Below are 15,081 nucleotides of genomic sequence, written 5' to 3'. Positions count from 1 at the left end.
ATGTGGAACACCAAAGATAGCGAAAAACTATACTCCCTACAGCAATGGGGAAAAGATTTTTTCTCCATTAATAAAAACGGCTCTTTAGAGGTAAAGCTAAAACACTCCAACATAGACCTTTATCAACTCACTCAAGATTTAAAATTGAGAGATGTACAAGCCCCTTTGCTAATTCGCTTTCCAGAAATTTTAGAAGCTCGCTTAGCACTGCTAAATCACTGCTTTCACAAAGCGATAAAAGAATATAATTACACAGGAAACTATCACTACATTTACCCCATTAAAGTTAATCAAGAAAAGCATCTTGTGCGTGATATTGCAAAATTTAGTAATCCCTTTTCCAGCGGAGTGGAATGCGGAAGTAAGCCAGAGCTTTTAATTGCCTTAGCGCTTAACTTTCACAACAACCCTATTATCTGCAATGGTTTTAAAGATGCCGATTATATTAAAACCGCCCTTCTATCATTAAAGCTAGGAAAAAAAATTTATGTTGTGGTGGACCGAAGAGAAGAGTTAGACATTATTATACGCCTAAGCAAAGAGCTAAACATAACCCCCTTAATTGGACTGCGCATAAAGCTAACCTCCTCTAGCGCAAGCCGATGGAACGAGGCCTCTAATACATCTAAGTTTGGGCTAAATGCCACAGAAATAATAGACAGCATAGAAAAACTTAAAAAACATAATTTATTAAAATCTTTAAAACTAATGCACTTTCATATGGGCTCACAAGTTTCTAGTATTTTATCTATTAAAAGTGTCTTAAAAGAGGGCGCTCGATTTTTTACAGAAATGTATAAGTTAGGCGCTACACCAGAAATTATTGATGTAGGAGGAGGCTTAGGAGTTCACTATGGCTCTGACGATCCACAATTAGGAGCTACTAACTATACAGAACAAGAGTATGCCAATGATGTGGTTTTTACTATTCAATCTGTATGCGACGAAAACAAAGTTCCTCATCCTCATATTATTACAGAGTCAGGAAGAGCCTTAACCGCTCACAGCTCTGTTTTGATTTTTAATATTTTAGGGCGCAACTCTGTTGGAGAGAAAAAAAAATTACCTACAAAACAACCCAAAGACATTGCCTTAATTAAAGAGCTTTTTGACATTTACAATCATGTTAATTTATCTAACATCAATGAGTACTTTCATGATCTAACAGAGAAACAAAAAGATATTACTCAACTTTTTAGCTATGGACACATTACTTTACCGCAAAAGGCCAAGGCAGAAGAGCTCTTTTTAAAAAGCTGTAAAAAGATTCATAAATTAGCCGAAGGAAAGGCCACTTTAAAACCCATATACAAACAATTAAGCGATAAGTTAACTAGCACTTATTTTGGAAATTTTTCTTTATTTCAATCCATACCTGATGCATGGGCTATTAAACAAGTCTTTCCCATTATGCCCATTCATCAATTGGACAAAGAACCTACCCAAAGAGCTGTTATTGCCGATTTAACTTGCGACTCTGATGGAAAAATTACTAATTTTATTTCTAAAAATTCCGAACAGCCCACACAAAACTACATACCTGTTCATACCTATAAAAAAAATAGCGATTACTTTTTGGGAGTCTTTTTAATAGGGGCTTATCAAGAAATTCTTGGAGATTTACATAACTTATTTGGCGATACTCATGCCGTACATATTGAAAGCACTAAAAAATCTTATGAAATAAAACATTTAGTTTATGGAAATTCTATTTCAGAAGTGTTAAAGTATGTGGAGTATAACGAACATAGCCTAATAGAATCCATGAGAAAAATTTGCGAACAAAGCTTGAACAATAAAACCATGACCCACTTAGAAGCTAGGCAGTTTATGAAAAATTACCAAAGTATGATTACCTCTTACACTTACCTGAACTAAAACCCAAAGAAAACAAATGAAAAAAAATGAAGTAATTTTATTAACCGGAAGCGACATCACCACCGATCTTTTATGGAAGGTGGCTACCAATGAAAATTGCAAAATACAACTTTCTGATTCCGCCATACTTGCTATAAAAGAATCGCGCAACTTTATAACAGAGAAACAAAAACAACAAACTATCTATGGGGTAAATACTGGCTTTGGAGCTTTTAGTAAAATAAAAATACCACAAAAAGATATTCAGCAATTACAAAAAAATCTTATTCGCTCACACTCCGCGGGAGTGGGGTCTTATTTTTCCATTGCAGAAGTGCGGGCTATAATATTTTTACGCGCAAACGCCCTTGCTAGAGGAAAAAGCGGAATTAGAGTCGAGGTGGTTCAGTCCTTAATTGATTTTTTAAACCATAAAATTTATCCAGCCATACCCGAACAAGGCAGCGTTGGAGCTAGCGGAGACCTAGCCCCCCTATCTCACTTAGCTTTATCTTTAATTGGAGAGGGCAAGGTATTGCAAAGTACAACAAAAAAAACTGTAGAAGAATATTACTTTCGCGAAGTCACTCAAACACAAAAAACCGAAGCCGCCTTAAAAGAAAAAAATATTACCCCCCTAACTTTACAATTTAAAGAAGGTTTAGCTTTAATTAATGGCTGCCAAGCAATGACTGCCGTAGGCTTGTTAAATATTTACAAAGCACAACAGCTAATAAAAGTTATGGATTTGGCAGGAGCCATGTCTTTAGAAGCCTTGCGTGGAAGCCGAAGTGCCTTTGACCCTATTATTTTTCAAGAACGCCCTCATTACGGCGAAGCAGAAACTGCAAAACATATTTTAAATTTATTAGGCGAAACCTCTTCCTTAGCAGAAAGTCACAAAGATTGCTTGAAAGTGCAAGATGCCTACTCTTTGCGATGCTTGCCTGCTGTACACGGAGCCTTTAAACAAAGTTTAAACTATGCGCAAAAAACTTTAGAAATTGAGGCCAACTCTAGCACAGACAACCCTTTGGTATTTTCTAAAGAAAATAAAATTTTATCTTGTGGAAATTTTCACGGAGAGCCTGTTGCTATGGCTTTAGATTTTTTAACCATAGCTACAACCTCTTTATCAAATATCTCTGAAAGAAGAATTGCTCAAATGATTAACCCTAGCATGAGTGATTTGCCCGCTTTTTTAACTAGCCAAGGCGGATTAAACAGCGGAATGATGATTGTACAAGTGGCTGCAGCTTCTTTAGTTAGCGAAAATAAAACCCAATCCTTTCCCGCTTCTGTAGACAGCATTCCTACCTCTGTAGACAAAGAAGACCATGTTAGCATGGGAAGTATTGCTAGCCGAAAACTAAGAACCGTTATAAAAAATACACAACAAGTAGCCGCCATGGAATTACTATGTGCTTGCCAAGCTTTGGATTTATTAAAACCATTATCCCCTGCTGCGGGAGTATTAAAAATTTATACTTTTATTAGAACCATTGTTCCCTACGCAGAACAAGACAGAAATTTTTCTGAAGATATACAAAAAATTTATGCTCACATTCAAAACGAAGAGCTTTTAAAAAAACTTTAAGATCTTTTTAAACGGAACGCAAAGATTGAATTTGTAACTTATAATCGTTTTGAAAAATATAGCTTCCTGCAACTAATATATCAGCATCTTGGCAAAGTTTAGCAGTTTTTAAATTAATGCCGCCGTCTACAGAAATTTCTATATCTAAATGATTTTCACAGATGTACTTTTTAAGTTCTTGCAACTTACTCACTTGCTCTAGTAAAAAACTTTGTCCACCAAAACCTGGCTCTACAGTCATAATTAGTACTAAATCTACTAAATGCAAATAAGGAATTATTGCATCTAACTTTGTACCTGGCTTTAAGGATATTCCCGCCTTAACTCCCGAATCTTTAATTGTTTTTAAACAGGCTTCAATATTTTTGCTAGCCTCTACATGAATAGTTAAGTAGTCGGCCCCCGCCTTTATAAAGCTTTTTAATAAATTTTCTGGATTAGTAATCATAAGATGCACATCAAACTTTAATTTTGTTAAATGTTTAATATCTTTTAATACTGGCGCACCAAAAGTTAAATTAGGAACAAAAACACCATCCATAACATCCACATGCAAAAGATCAGCCCCTGATTGTTCTAACAGAAGTATTTCTTCTCCCAATTTGGAAAAATTAGCAGATAATATACTAGGAGCTATTTTTTGTTTTTTCATAAATAAGATAGTTTAATAGAGGTTTTTGATTTTAAATTATTTAAATCTATTGTTAAGTTAACAGGGCTCATAAAAGCTAAGGGTTGATGAACTGGCCCGTGCCCTACTTTTAACCCCTTCAATACTGGAATAGACAAGGTTTGTGAAAATTCTTTAAACACTGTATTGATTTTTTTATTCTCTAGATTTGAAGAAATAAAATTACCTAAAATTATAGCTTTTATATTTTTAAAATAATTAGCCGCTTTAAGTTGATATAACATTCGATCGATCTTGTAGGCGGGCTCATTTAAATCTTCTAAAAATAAAATACTTTGAAAAGATGGCGCGCTTATTTTGTGTGTTTTTAAAGTGTCTGACCCCAGCAAAGAAGCTAAAGTGCATAAGTTTCCTCCTATAACTACTGAACGAAAACTGCAAATATTTTTTTTAAAGGGCTTGTTTAGTTTTTTAGACAAAGAGGGAGTAATGCTTTTGGGGTTCAATAAAGTTAAGTGCTTATATTCTACTTTTTTATTTTTAATTAAACGGATAAATTGTAAATAGCCTGGTTTTTGTGTTTTATGTTTTGAAAAAAAAGTGCTTAGCTCTTCGATGCCAGAAAAATGTAAACTAGGCCACTTCCACTTTTGATTAAAAAAATAATGTAACGCTGTTATATCGCTATAGCCTATTAATAATTTTTTTTGTTTTGGCTGTTTTATTTTCGACAAAAAAGGTAACAATTTAAAAGAGCCATAACCCCCTCTTAAACACCATACAATGTTAGAATCCTTTGACAGTAACGCCTCTTTTAATTCTTGCTCTTTTTGTGCCAAAGGTTGTGAATTTAAAACGCCTTTTTGTTTTTTTAATAGATTTTTGTTAAATCGTGGCTCTAGGCCTAAACGCTTTACATACTCTATACTTTTTTTAATTTCTGAAACAGAGCACAAAGAAGCTGGAGCAATAATATCTACAATAGCATTTTTGTGAAAATAAGAACTTAAACTACTAGACATATATTATAAATATTTTTAAAAATTGATTCCAACATTTAATCCCGTACTAATAAAATCTCCCGACTTGTTGCCTAAAAGATTTTCTTGCCCAAAACTAGAGGAAAAATTATATACCACTTGCCCACTTACAAAAAATTTCTTTCCTGGAATAGGTAATTCAAAACCCAAGCCAAAATTATAAACCGTATGACTCACCTCTGCGGTGTCAGAAGAAGTCGCAATTTCACGAGTTTCTGTAACAAGGCTGGTGCCTACTAATACATAAGGGTTAAACTGAGATAAAGAATACACAATTCTCTCTGGGTTAACATAATATTTAATTCCAATTCCTAAATCTCTAAATTGAGCGCTTCCATTAAACGACTCTTCGGTGGTTACATATTTATGATCTTGGTAACCAAAGTTAACTTGTAAAGCAAATCGTAAATCAAAAAAATAACTAACAATAAAATGAACCCCAAAAGCCCCTCCATACACCTCTGCTAAGTCACCTATGGGCTGCGCTCGTTGTACTAAAATACCTAAAGACAAAAATCGCCCATCATTAAAAAAATTAACATCTTGTTCTTCTTCTTTTATAATTGCAAATTCGCTATAATCGGCAAAGGGGTCATAAGTTTCTTCGGCAAAGCTAAGCTTGTAACTAAAAAAAATTAAAACACCAATAAAAAAGGGAAGCATTTTTTTTATATATAACATAATTTTAATTTACGGTTTTTCCTCAGCTACATCAACTCTTTCCTAGCCTTTTGAGTGGAGTTTTGATACATATAGGCTATGTCTAGTTCCTCTCGCATATTTGTGGTTTCTTTATATGGCAAAGGCCACTATATTGCCAGCTTATTAAGCCAAGAAGGATACTCGGTTAGCTTGCTTAATTTACAAGACCCACAGCCAAGCTACTGTCCAACTATGGAAAGCTTAGCTGGCCCTTTTGATTTTTTTGAAGGCACCACAAACCCTTTGCAAGAGGCTTTTTTAAATTCTTTTTTTCGCTTTAAAAACTCAACTTCTGGTTTTACTCTATGGTTACCATCAGGCCCCATAGATTTTCAAAGCTTTATTAAGCACTATGCTTTAGATAGCTGTGGCTTGCATGCCGAAAATATAGAATATTTAAGCAATACCTACTTGTTAAGCCCTAGCGAAAAAACCTATTTGCGTAAAAGCCTTAGCCAACTTCCTCACTCTGAAAATTGGTTAAGTGGGTTAGCTCACCAACTACCTAGCTCTACCTTTTCGCTTCAGCCTTATGATTTTAAAAACACCATTACAAAAGCTCTTCCTTTATTTAACAAAAAAAAAATAATTTCTGCCACACAAAATACTCTACAAGCCTCTTTAGATTGGTGTGCAACTAATAAAGTTGAGGTTATTAACATAGATAGCCAGCTATCTTTTTCAAAAATAAAAAACAATATAGAAACTATCGACTACACCAACGCCGAAACCAAACAAAAAAGCAAAATTCCTGTTTCTCAAATAGTGTGGACATTAAATTCGCAAAAAACAAAAAACTTTTTTCCTAAAATTTTTCCTTTGCTGTATAAAGAAGTGTTAAAACCTGTGTGGCAATGGCAAAAAATTACCCTTCATCTTAATGAAACATCTATACCCGACATTCCTACCTCTTCTTTTTTATTGTTAAATAACCCAATGCTTTATTTTGCTGGCGATAACCTAGGTATCGTAAAAAAAACCTCTTTGCCTAATGTCTGGAGCCTTTGGTTATGTTTACCACAACAGCGCCCCTCTGAAAAAATAATTAAAGCGGCTATACCTTATTTTTTTAAAAAAAGAATCCCTCAACTAAAGATACAAAAAATAGATATACCTAAACATAACCCCAGCCCTTTGTTTCCTGTTTTTGAACATTCTAGAACACCTCATACAAAAAATATAAATAATCTGCATTTTTGTAACTTTGAAGCTAGTTCTAATTTAGACTGGCCTAATTTTTTAAATTTTCAAAAAAATATAGCTAACAGAATAAAAAAATCATTAAAAAAAGGAAGTCATGATTAGTAGATACACAACTCCAGAGATGGAAAAAATTTGGACAGAGCATAATAAATTTACCAAAATGAAAGAGGTAGAAGTTTGCGTTGCTAATGTTCAGGCAAAGATGGGGCTAATTCCTAAATCAGCGGCAGCCCAAATTAAGAAAAAAGCCACTTTTAATATTGCTAAAATTAAACAAATAGAAAAGAAAACCAAACATGATGTTATTGCTTTTGTAAATAATTTAGCACAAAGCGTAGGTAGTGCAGGACAATTTATTCATTATGGCCTAACCTCCTCTGATGTGTTAGATACTGCACTTAATTTACAAATTAAAGAGGCTGGAAAATTATTAGAATCTCAAATAAAAATATTTAAAAAAGCTTTGCTGCAAAAAATTAAAACCCATAAGTCTAGCCTCTGCGTAGGTAGAACTCATGGAATGCAAGCCGAGCTAACTAGTTTTTCTTATAAATTACTAAGTCATTATTACGAACTACAAAGAGCTCAAGACTGCTTAAGCCGCTCTTTAAAACAAACCGCGGTGGGACAAATTAGTGGCCCTGTGGGAAATTACTCTTTTTTACCAAAAACTTTAGAAACCAAAGTCTGTACACAGCTAAAATTAAAAGCCGAAGACCTTTCCACGCAAGTTATTCCTAGAGATAGATATGCGCGACTTTTACAATCTATTTCTATGCTAGGAGGCTGTTTGGACAGGTTAGCTATTGAGCTTCGCCACCTACAAAGAAGTGAAGTTGCCGAAGTTTCTGAAGGTTTTTTAAAGGGGCAAAAAGGCTCTAGCGCCATGCCACATAAAAAGAACCCCATTTCTGCCGAAAACATATCGGGCTTAACTCGATTATTAAAATCTTATGGGCAAGTGGCTATGGATAACATTAGCCTCTGGCATGAGCGAGACATTAGTCATTCTTCGGTGGAGAGAGTTATCATTCCCGATGCCTTTATTCTTAGTCATTATTTGCTTAGTCGAGCTACCAACTTAGTTAGCAACTTGCAAGTGGATAAACAAAAAATGCTAAATAATATAGAAATATCTAAAGGGAAAATTTTTTCGGCCACCTTACTTTCTGCTTTAGTTAATAAAAAATGGAAAAGAAATACAGCCTATGAGTTGCTTCAAAAACTAAGCTTAAACTTAAAAAAAGAAGAACATTTAAAAGACAAAGTATTAAAAGAAAAAAGTATTATGCAAAGTCTTTCTAAAACTGAGATTAATAGTATTTTTAATGGCAGCCAATCGAAAGCTAGGTTAATAAAATTAGTTAACGAACATTTAAAAAAGTTGTAACCTGCCGTTATTTTTTCATAACAAAAATGCGCATAGGCACACCATGCCAATTCCACTCTGTTTTTATTTTTTTAATCAGAAATCTTCGATACGAAGGGCTAACTCCATCAGGAAAATTAGCAAAGGCAATAAAGCTAGGTGGCTTTTGATTTGTTTGTGTTAAATAATAAAATTTTACATCACGCTGTCTGTAAACGGGAGCAGGAGCCTGTCTAATGGCTTCGTAAAAAAATTTATTTAACTTCGCTGTGGGAATTTTTTTATTAAGTAATTTCCATGTATCCGAAATAGTATTAAATAAATCTTTTTTTCCTGACCCCGTTACTGCACTAGTAAATACAATGGGAATATCCGGATAAAATCGAAAAATCTCTGCCACCTGTTCTCGAAATTTTTTTCTAAAAGCGGGAACATCCACTTTTGCTTGATCCGATTTATTAGCTACTAAAATTGGTGTTTTATGCTCGCTCAAAATTTTTTCTAAAATTCTAGCGTCTTGTACTGTGGGCCCCTCCACTGCCGACACCAAAAGCAAAACTATATCCGCCGCGGCTATACTGTGCTCTGATTTATAAACAGACAAAACTTCTAGGTGCTCTTTTTTGGTATTACGCCTTAGCCCCGCAGTGTCTACAATGACATATTTATTACCGTCATATTCAAAAGAATCCTCAACACTATCAATAGTTGTTCCTGCCTGTTCTGAAACCAATACACGCTTGTGCCCAATTAAATTATTGTATAATGAACTTTTTCCAACATTGGGCTTTCCCACTAAACATAATTTAGTAAACTGAGATAGATCTTTACCTTCTTCCTCTGTTTTAATATGACTAATAATCCACTCTATAACTTCATCGACTTGAATATATTTTTCAAAAGATACTGGCATCAAATCTACGCCCAGCTTATAAAAATCACTTAAGGCTACATCTTTTTTATGGAATTGATCCACCTTGTTTACCAAAACTAAAAAAGGAACACCACTTTCTTTGGCCAACTGCACCACCTGTTTATCTTCGGGAATTAATCCTGCCCTTCCATCTAAAATAACAATTAAAAAATCAAAAATAGGTAAATAATTAACTACTTGTTCTTTTATCAATTTAGAAAATAGATCTTGCGAGTCGGTTAAGCCGCCAGTGTCTACTACTTCAAAAGTATGTCCCCACCACTTTGCTTCTTCAATTAATAAATCGCGAGTAACCCCCGACAAATTTTTTACTACCGCCTTTCTAGTGCGAGTTAAAATATTAAATAATGTAGACTTCCCCACATTAGGTCTTCCTAAAATTCCTAACTTTTTCACAATAACTTACCCTGTTTTATTTTTTTTTTGTATATTTGTATTCTTTTAAAAAAACCTCTTGATCGGCCCAATCTTCTCGCACTTTAACAAAAAGCTTTAAAAATATTTTTTCACCCATAAGCTTTTCTATTAAACCTCTAGAGTTTTGACCAATCCTTTTAATCATTTCTCCATTTTTGCCAACAACAATGCCTTTATGACTTTCTCTAGATACAATTAAGTCTGCATGAATATGGTAAATGGCTTTTACTTTTTTCCATTCTCTAATTTGTACAACCAAAGAATAGGGAAGCTCTTGAGAAAGCCGGCTAAAGCAAGCTTCTCGAATATATTCCTCCCCCAAATCTCTCATAGATTGAGAGGTGTAAATATCTTTATCATAAAACGCAGGTGATTCTGGAAGAGTATCCACAACAGAATCAATAAGTTCTTTTCGAAAAAAATTATTATCCTTAGACAAAGAAACAAACCATGTTTTGATATTTGTATTTTCTGTTTTTTTTAATTCTGCTTTTTCTATAAATGCTTGTGTTAAAGTTTGAACGGCTAACACTTGATTTTTGTCTTTAACAAGATCCATTTTATTTATAATTAACATGCATGGCTGTTTTGAATAAATTAAAAACTTTTCGATATAGTTTAAATCTTTTTCAATACAATTTGCTCGTACTAAAAAAATTAAACAATCTGCATCTTGCAAAGCCTCTTGCCACTCTTTTTGTAAAAAATGGTTTAATCCTTTTTCTGCATAAATAAACCCAGGGGCATCTACAAAAACTAATTGCGAGTTTTCATCATTGTATATACCCTTTACCCGCTGGCGAGTGCTTTGAACCTTAGCACTAACAATAGACACTTTTTCTTCTATTAAAAAATTGCACAAAGTACTTTTCCCTGCGTTACTTGGCCCTAATAAACTAATAAACCCTGCTTTATGTTTTTTTTCTTCCAAAAGAACTCCAACTTTATAAATTTTTTAAAAAAATTACGAACCCTTTTTCTCTTCTAATTTATCGCTTTCTAAAAATGCTTTTTGTGCTGCTTCTTGTTCTGCTATTTTTTTATTATTTCCAAAGCCTTCTGCTAAAACTATTCCCTCTAACAACACTCTTGCAATAAAATATTTTTTTCCTTCATCTTCTTTTTTTTCCACAACCTCGTAAGACGGTGTTTTTTTAAATAGTGCTTGTAGTTTTTCTTGCAAGTTGGTTTTGTAATCTAACTCTAATAACTTATCCAAATCTAACAAATCTTCTTTAAAAATAGATTCAATCCAATCTTTTAATTTTTCCAAACCGGCTTCTAAAAAATATACTGCACATACAGACTCAAAAACAGAGGCCAATAATCTAGAATTAGTGTTTAAATTTATTTTTTTTCCAGCTTCTGATACTAAAATTTTAGTATCTAAAGATAAAAGCATTGCTTTTTTATATAAAAAAACCTCGCTCACTAAAGCAGAGCGCGCTTTAGATAATTGCCCCTCTGATAAATCACGATATTTAGAGTATAGCAAATAAGTAATGCTTGTGTTTAAAACAGAATCACCCAAAAATTCTAATTTTTCATTAGACTCCTTGCAAGTGTTTAAGTTAGTCTGATAAAAACTTTTATGCGTAAAAGCTAAGCGCAAAAGCTCTTGATTTTTAATGGGAGGTAACTGCTGCTTTAATTTCATTATTTTAATTCCATTACCAATTTTGTACTAGCGTATCCAAACCAAGGGTTTGTACACCCAATATTTGTGCTTATCTTTTACTTGCACCCAATTATTGTTTTGTTTTAAATAGCGAAAAGTTACATATTTTTCGGCTTTAGGGTAGTTTTTACTTCTAGAAAATTTTTTGCCCGGCCCTACTCTTAAACTGGCCCAAAGAGTTTTAACTACCACACACTTATACTTTGCGGTAATTAAAGCCTTTAATACCCAGTGAAAGTCTCCCTCAAAATCTTTAACCTGATACCACGATTTAGTTTCTGATACTTTTTCGATGGGCATATACTTAGATACCGTCCATGTTTTTTTATAATGAGTGCTTGGACCGCTTCTAAAATTTACTTTTTTGCTTTTAGTACACAAAGCCCAAGAAAAAATACTTGTAAAAAATATTAGAAAAAATAAAATTTTTTTTACTAGTTGCATAATTATTAAACCCCCTATTAAAAAACCTTAAATGCTAATTAAAAACACACCTGAAATCATAACAATAATAGAAAGAATTTTTTTCTTACTAATATGTTCTTGAAGAAACATTTTTGCAAAAAATAAAGTTAACAATAAAGATATTGCTTGCTTAAAGGCCTCGAACACCCCTACAAACAAGGTTTCAATAGACCAAAATTGAAAAAACAAGGCTCCCATAGAAGACAAAACCGCTAAAGACAAAAAAGATATTTTAAAGCCTGTCCATTTAACCAGTAACTCTTTGGGCGACTTAAATAAAAAGTAGCCTAATAAAAAGATTGCAATCATTAAATTTTGTTCAAAAAATAAGGTAAGCTTAGGCACTTCTACCAACACTTGCTTGCTAAAAATAGATGTTAAAGCCCAACAGCCTGCAGACAAAATCATATACCAAGATCCCTTTTCTAAACGAAGCCCTCCTTTTTCAGAGCTTTGTACAAAAAAACTAGCGATTACGATAATAATCCCCCCCGTAATTTGCCTTAAACTAAGCCACTCATCTAAAATAAAAATAGAAAATATAATAGAAAATATGGGGATACAAGAAAGTAACGGAATTACCGAAGAAAACTGTGACCATTTAATCGCCTTTAAAAAAGCAATGTGAGCAAAAAATACCGAAGCAATACTAGCTATAAATGTCCAAAAATACTGCTTAGCAATTATCAACTCTTCTCCTGTAAAAATAATAATAATATAAAAAAGCACCGCCTGTATAATGCTTAAAAAAAACAAAAATCCTAGGGCAGAAAAGTGATTTACTAATTTCTTTCTAGATAAATCAAAAACAGACCATGCAAAACTAGAAATAGCCGCTAGTACAAATGACATTCTTTCCTTTTTTTTCGTTCTTTACTGCCCTATTTATATAGGCTCAATGGCACTCTGTACACACTTAACATATTCTTTCTGCATTAATGCGTACACATTATCTTTAAATAATGTCACGCTCTCTTCTAAATATCCATCCACAGACTGACTGGGCAATATGCTAATCTGAATCTGACTTTTCCACCGCCCCCAGCTAAAAAACAAGGCCGATTTAGGCAGCACCTGATGAACCCCAACAATTACTACAGGAACCACCGGAATTTGTGCAAAAATAGAAAGCAAAAAAGGCCCTGTTTTAAAGGGCGAAAGTCTCTCTTTTTGATACCTTCTTCCTCCCTCTGGAGCTAAAGCGAAAGAATCTCCTTTGGCAGCTCTTTTAACAGCTTTTGTTTTATACATACTTACCGTTTTTCTTCCTTTGTTTCTTTCAATTTTTAAAATGCCGTACAGCCGAATAATCCACCCAAAAACAGGAATTTTAAACAAAGAGGCTTTTGCTCCAAAATAAATATGTGGAGCTACTAAAAGCAACAGAGGAATATCCAACAAGCTGCTATGGTTAAACAAATATAATACTGAACACGATGGCTTAGGTAAGTTTTCTCTTCCTACTATATTTATTTTTACATTTAGTATTTTTAATAAAGGTTTTGCCCAAAAATGTTCAAGCAAAACATGATTTATTTTTTTTGGAAGAAAAAGTATAGAGCAAATTAAAACTAAAAGACAAAGCAAAGAAAATTGCAATACCGCTAGAGGAAAAATACAAATAGCCCTAAAGTAAGACAAAACGATAAGAAAATACTTCATAATTCACTTTATACACTCAATCCTTGCCTTTATACAATATTTTAGTAAATTCATCTTTATGAGCAATAATACAAAATTTAAAAGTTTATCTGGACGAAGTTTTCCCCGTTTTTCTTCTTTAAAAAGTTTTTTTAGGCTCCCCTGGGTCAGCCAAGAAGAAGATTTTGATATTGGCATTTTGGGAATTCCTTTTGATGGAGGTACTAGCTACCGCCCTGGCGCCAGAATGGCACCTACAAAAATCCGCGAAATGTCTTCTTTAGCCCGTAACTTTAACTGGGAGCTAAATAAAGACTATTCTAAAAAATGGAAAGTGGCCGATATTGGTGACTGCCCTACCACGCCCGTAAGCTTAGAAAAAACTTATGACCAAATAGAGCATTTTTTTAACGAACTTGCTCTAAAAGAAAAGCGCTTTATTTCTGTGGGAGGAGACCACTCCATTACCTTGCCCATACTGCGATCTTTAGCCAAGCAACATGGACCTTTAAATTTAATTCATTTTGATGCTCACTTAGACACTTATCCTGCGGCATGGGGCTGCGAATACCATCATGGAAGTTTTTTAAGACATGCTCTTGATGAGGGCTTGGTTAATGGTTCGGAAAGCCTACAAATTGGCTGCAGAAATCCGCTCACCTCTAAAGACGATTTAGAATATATTCAAAAATATAAAATTAAGAGCTTTACGATGGATAGCATACGCAAAGAAAACTTTCAGGATTTTTTAAAAAATTTACCAGAAGTTAAAGGAAATAGCTATATTACCTTTGATATAGATAGCGTAGACCCCGCCTACGCGCCTGGCACAGGCACTCCTGTTCCCGCAGGGCTAACCTCTTACGAGGCCATTAAAATTTTACAAAACTTAAAGTTAGAACATTTAGTAGGGGCCGATCTTGTGGAGGTAGCCCCTGCCTATGATAACAGCGATATTACTTCTATTTTAGCTGTTAGCATTTTATTTGAATTTTTAAATTTAATGTAATTTCTTATCTCTTTTGTTTTAAAACAATTACTGTAATTTTTATCCCTTTTGTTTTAAAACAAAACACAAAATATCAAACAAAGTAAATATAAAAAAATTATTTGCCGATAAGAAAGCAGCCTAAACAAAAAAAACACAATCAAAGGAGTTTTAATGACACTGTCTAGTAACGAAAATATTCAAATTAGCCCCGCTTACCTAGATTCTGAAAGCCTAACCTTTCTTGCTAAAAAAATACACAAAAAAATACAACTTTTTTACCCTAATTCTCAACTTTTAATTCAATTTCACAAACAAGGAAACCATAATGTAGAGTGCTTGCTGCAATTAACCGAAACCGATTTTTTTTCTTCTCACAAAGCGCCCAGCTTTCAACAAGCTTTACATTACTGTGGAAGAAGGCTTGTAACACAAATTAAAAAACAAAATAAAAAACACATTGATTATAAAAAAGCTGCATAATTACTACACAAGTTTCACTAAACTGCTGTGCCAATTATGAACAATATCTCATTGACTTAAACTAGCAAAAGGCTAT

General features: G+C 33.6%; 15 protein-coding genes. 6 read left to right on the top strand and 9 right to left on the bottom strand.

Going from position 1 to position 15,081, the window contains the following annotated elements; translation table 11 throughout:
• Window positions 1-1,878 carry a biosynthetic arginine decarboxylase gene (gene speA, locus HAW63_02505; protein ID MBE8162839.1) on the top strand — a complete coding sequence of 626 codons (1,878 nt, stop codon included), beginning with the start codon at window positions 1-3 and terminating at the stop codon, window positions 1,876-1,878.
• Between the two features lie 16 nt (window positions 1,879-1,894).
• Entirely contained in the window at window positions 1,895-3,454 is a 1,560-nt protein-coding gene (gene hutH, locus HAW63_02500; protein ID MBE8162838.1) for a histidine ammonia-lyase, read from the top strand.
• Between the two features lie 7 nt (window positions 3,455-3,461).
• On the opposite strand, the gene rpe is transcribed toward hutH, so the two are convergent.
• Genes rpe through HAW63_02485 form a run of 3 tightly spaced genes read right to left on the bottom strand, consistent with a single transcriptional unit; the run spans window position 3,462 to window position 5,806 of the window.
• Entirely contained in the window at window positions 3,462-4,106 is a 645-nt protein-coding gene (gene rpe / locus HAW63_02495; protein ID MBE8162837.1) for a ribulose-phosphate 3-epimerase, read from the bottom strand.
• Entirely contained in the window at window positions 4,103-5,107 is a 1,005-nt protein-coding gene (locus HAW63_02490; protein MBE8162836.1) for an LD-carboxypeptidase, read from the bottom strand. The genes rpe and HAW63_02490 overlap by 4 nt, the downstream gene beginning before the upstream one ends.
• Window positions 5,108-5,122: 15 nt before the next feature.
• Complete coding sequence (locus HAW63_02485) at window positions 5,123-5,806, bottom strand: hypothetical protein (GenBank protein ID MBE8162835.1); 684 nt, start codon at window positions 5,804-5,806, stop codon at window positions 5,123-5,125.
• Between the two features lie 78 nt (window positions 5,807-5,884).
• On the opposite strand from HAW63_02485, the gene HAW63_02480 reads away from it, so the two are divergent.
• Window positions 5,885-7,132 (top strand): hypothetical protein, encoded by a 1,248-nt coding sequence (locus HAW63_02480; GenBank protein MBE8162834.1) that lies wholly within the window; start codon window positions 5,885-5,887, stop codon window positions 7,130-7,132.
• Window positions 7,125-8,420: an adenylosuccinate lyase gene (locus tag HAW63_02475; protein MBE8162833.1), complete on the top strand. Its 1,296-nt coding sequence runs from the start codon at window positions 7,125-7,127 to the stop codon at window positions 8,418-8,420. The genes HAW63_02480 and HAW63_02475 overlap by 8 nt, the downstream gene beginning before the upstream one ends.
• A gap of 7 nt (window positions 8,421-8,427) precedes the next feature.
• Here HAW63_02475 and der read toward each other — a convergent pair whose 3' ends face one another.
• From der to HAW63_02445, 6 genes are read right to left on the bottom strand one after another with little or no spacing between them, the layout of a single operon-like run.
• Window positions 8,428-9,732: a ribosome biogenesis GTPase Der gene (gene der / locus HAW63_02470; GenBank protein ID MBE8162832.1), complete on the bottom strand. Its 1,305-nt coding sequence runs from the start codon at window positions 9,730-9,732 to the stop codon at window positions 8,428-8,430.
• 13 nt (window positions 9,733-9,745) lie between these two features.
• On the bottom strand, window positions 9,746-10,681 hold the full coding sequence (locus tag HAW63_02465) for a GTPase Era (GenBank protein MBE8162831.1): 936 nt from the start codon (window positions 10,679-10,681) through the stop codon (window positions 9,746-9,748).
• A gap of 33 nt (window positions 10,682-10,714) precedes the next feature.
• Window positions 10,715-11,407: a ribonuclease III gene (rnc, locus tag HAW63_02460; protein ID MBE8162830.1), complete on the bottom strand. Its 693-nt coding sequence runs from the start codon at window positions 11,405-11,407 to the stop codon at window positions 10,715-10,717.
• Window positions 11,408-11,434: 27 nt separating this feature from the next.
• Complete coding sequence (locus tag HAW63_02455; GenBank protein ID MBE8162829.1) at window positions 11,435-11,872, bottom strand: hypothetical protein; 438 nt, start codon at window positions 11,870-11,872, stop codon at window positions 11,435-11,437.
• A 27-nt stretch (window positions 11,873-11,899) separates the two neighbouring features.
• Window positions 11,900-12,745 (bottom strand): DMT family transporter, encoded by an 846-nt coding sequence (locus HAW63_02450; GenBank protein ID MBE8162828.1) that lies wholly within the window; start codon window positions 12,743-12,745, stop codon window positions 11,900-11,902.
• 33 nt (window positions 12,746-12,778) lie between these two features.
• A complete protein-coding gene (locus HAW63_02445) occupies window positions 12,779-13,555 on the bottom strand; it encodes a 1-acyl-sn-glycerol-3-phosphate acyltransferase (protein MBE8162827.1) in 777 nt (258 codons plus the stop codon).
• A gap of 58 nt (window positions 13,556-13,613) precedes the next feature.
• Between HAW63_02445 and speB the strand changes: the two genes are divergently transcribed.
• Together speB and HAW63_02435 are read left to right on the top strand one after the other, a co-directional pair.
• Window positions 13,614-14,543, top strand: a complete 930-nt coding sequence (gene speB / locus HAW63_02440) for an agmatinase (protein ID MBE8162826.1) — start codon at window positions 13,614-13,616, stop codon at window positions 14,541-14,543.
• A 153-nt stretch (window positions 14,544-14,696) separates the two neighbouring features.
• On the top strand, window positions 14,697-15,005 hold the full coding sequence (locus tag HAW63_02435) for a hypothetical protein (GenBank protein MBE8162825.1): 309 nt from the start codon (window positions 14,697-14,699) through the stop codon (window positions 15,003-15,005).
• Window positions 15,006-15,081: the final 76 nt, after the last annotated feature.

Source organism: Pseudobdellovibrionaceae bacterium (genome assembly GCA_015163855.1).
Taxonomy (GTDB): Bacteria; Bdellovibrionota; Bdellovibrionia; order Bdellovibrionales; family UBA1609; genus JAAOIH01.
The sequence above is the reverse complement of the archived record's forward strand: the minus strand, read 5'-3'. Positions and strand labels throughout refer to the sequence as shown.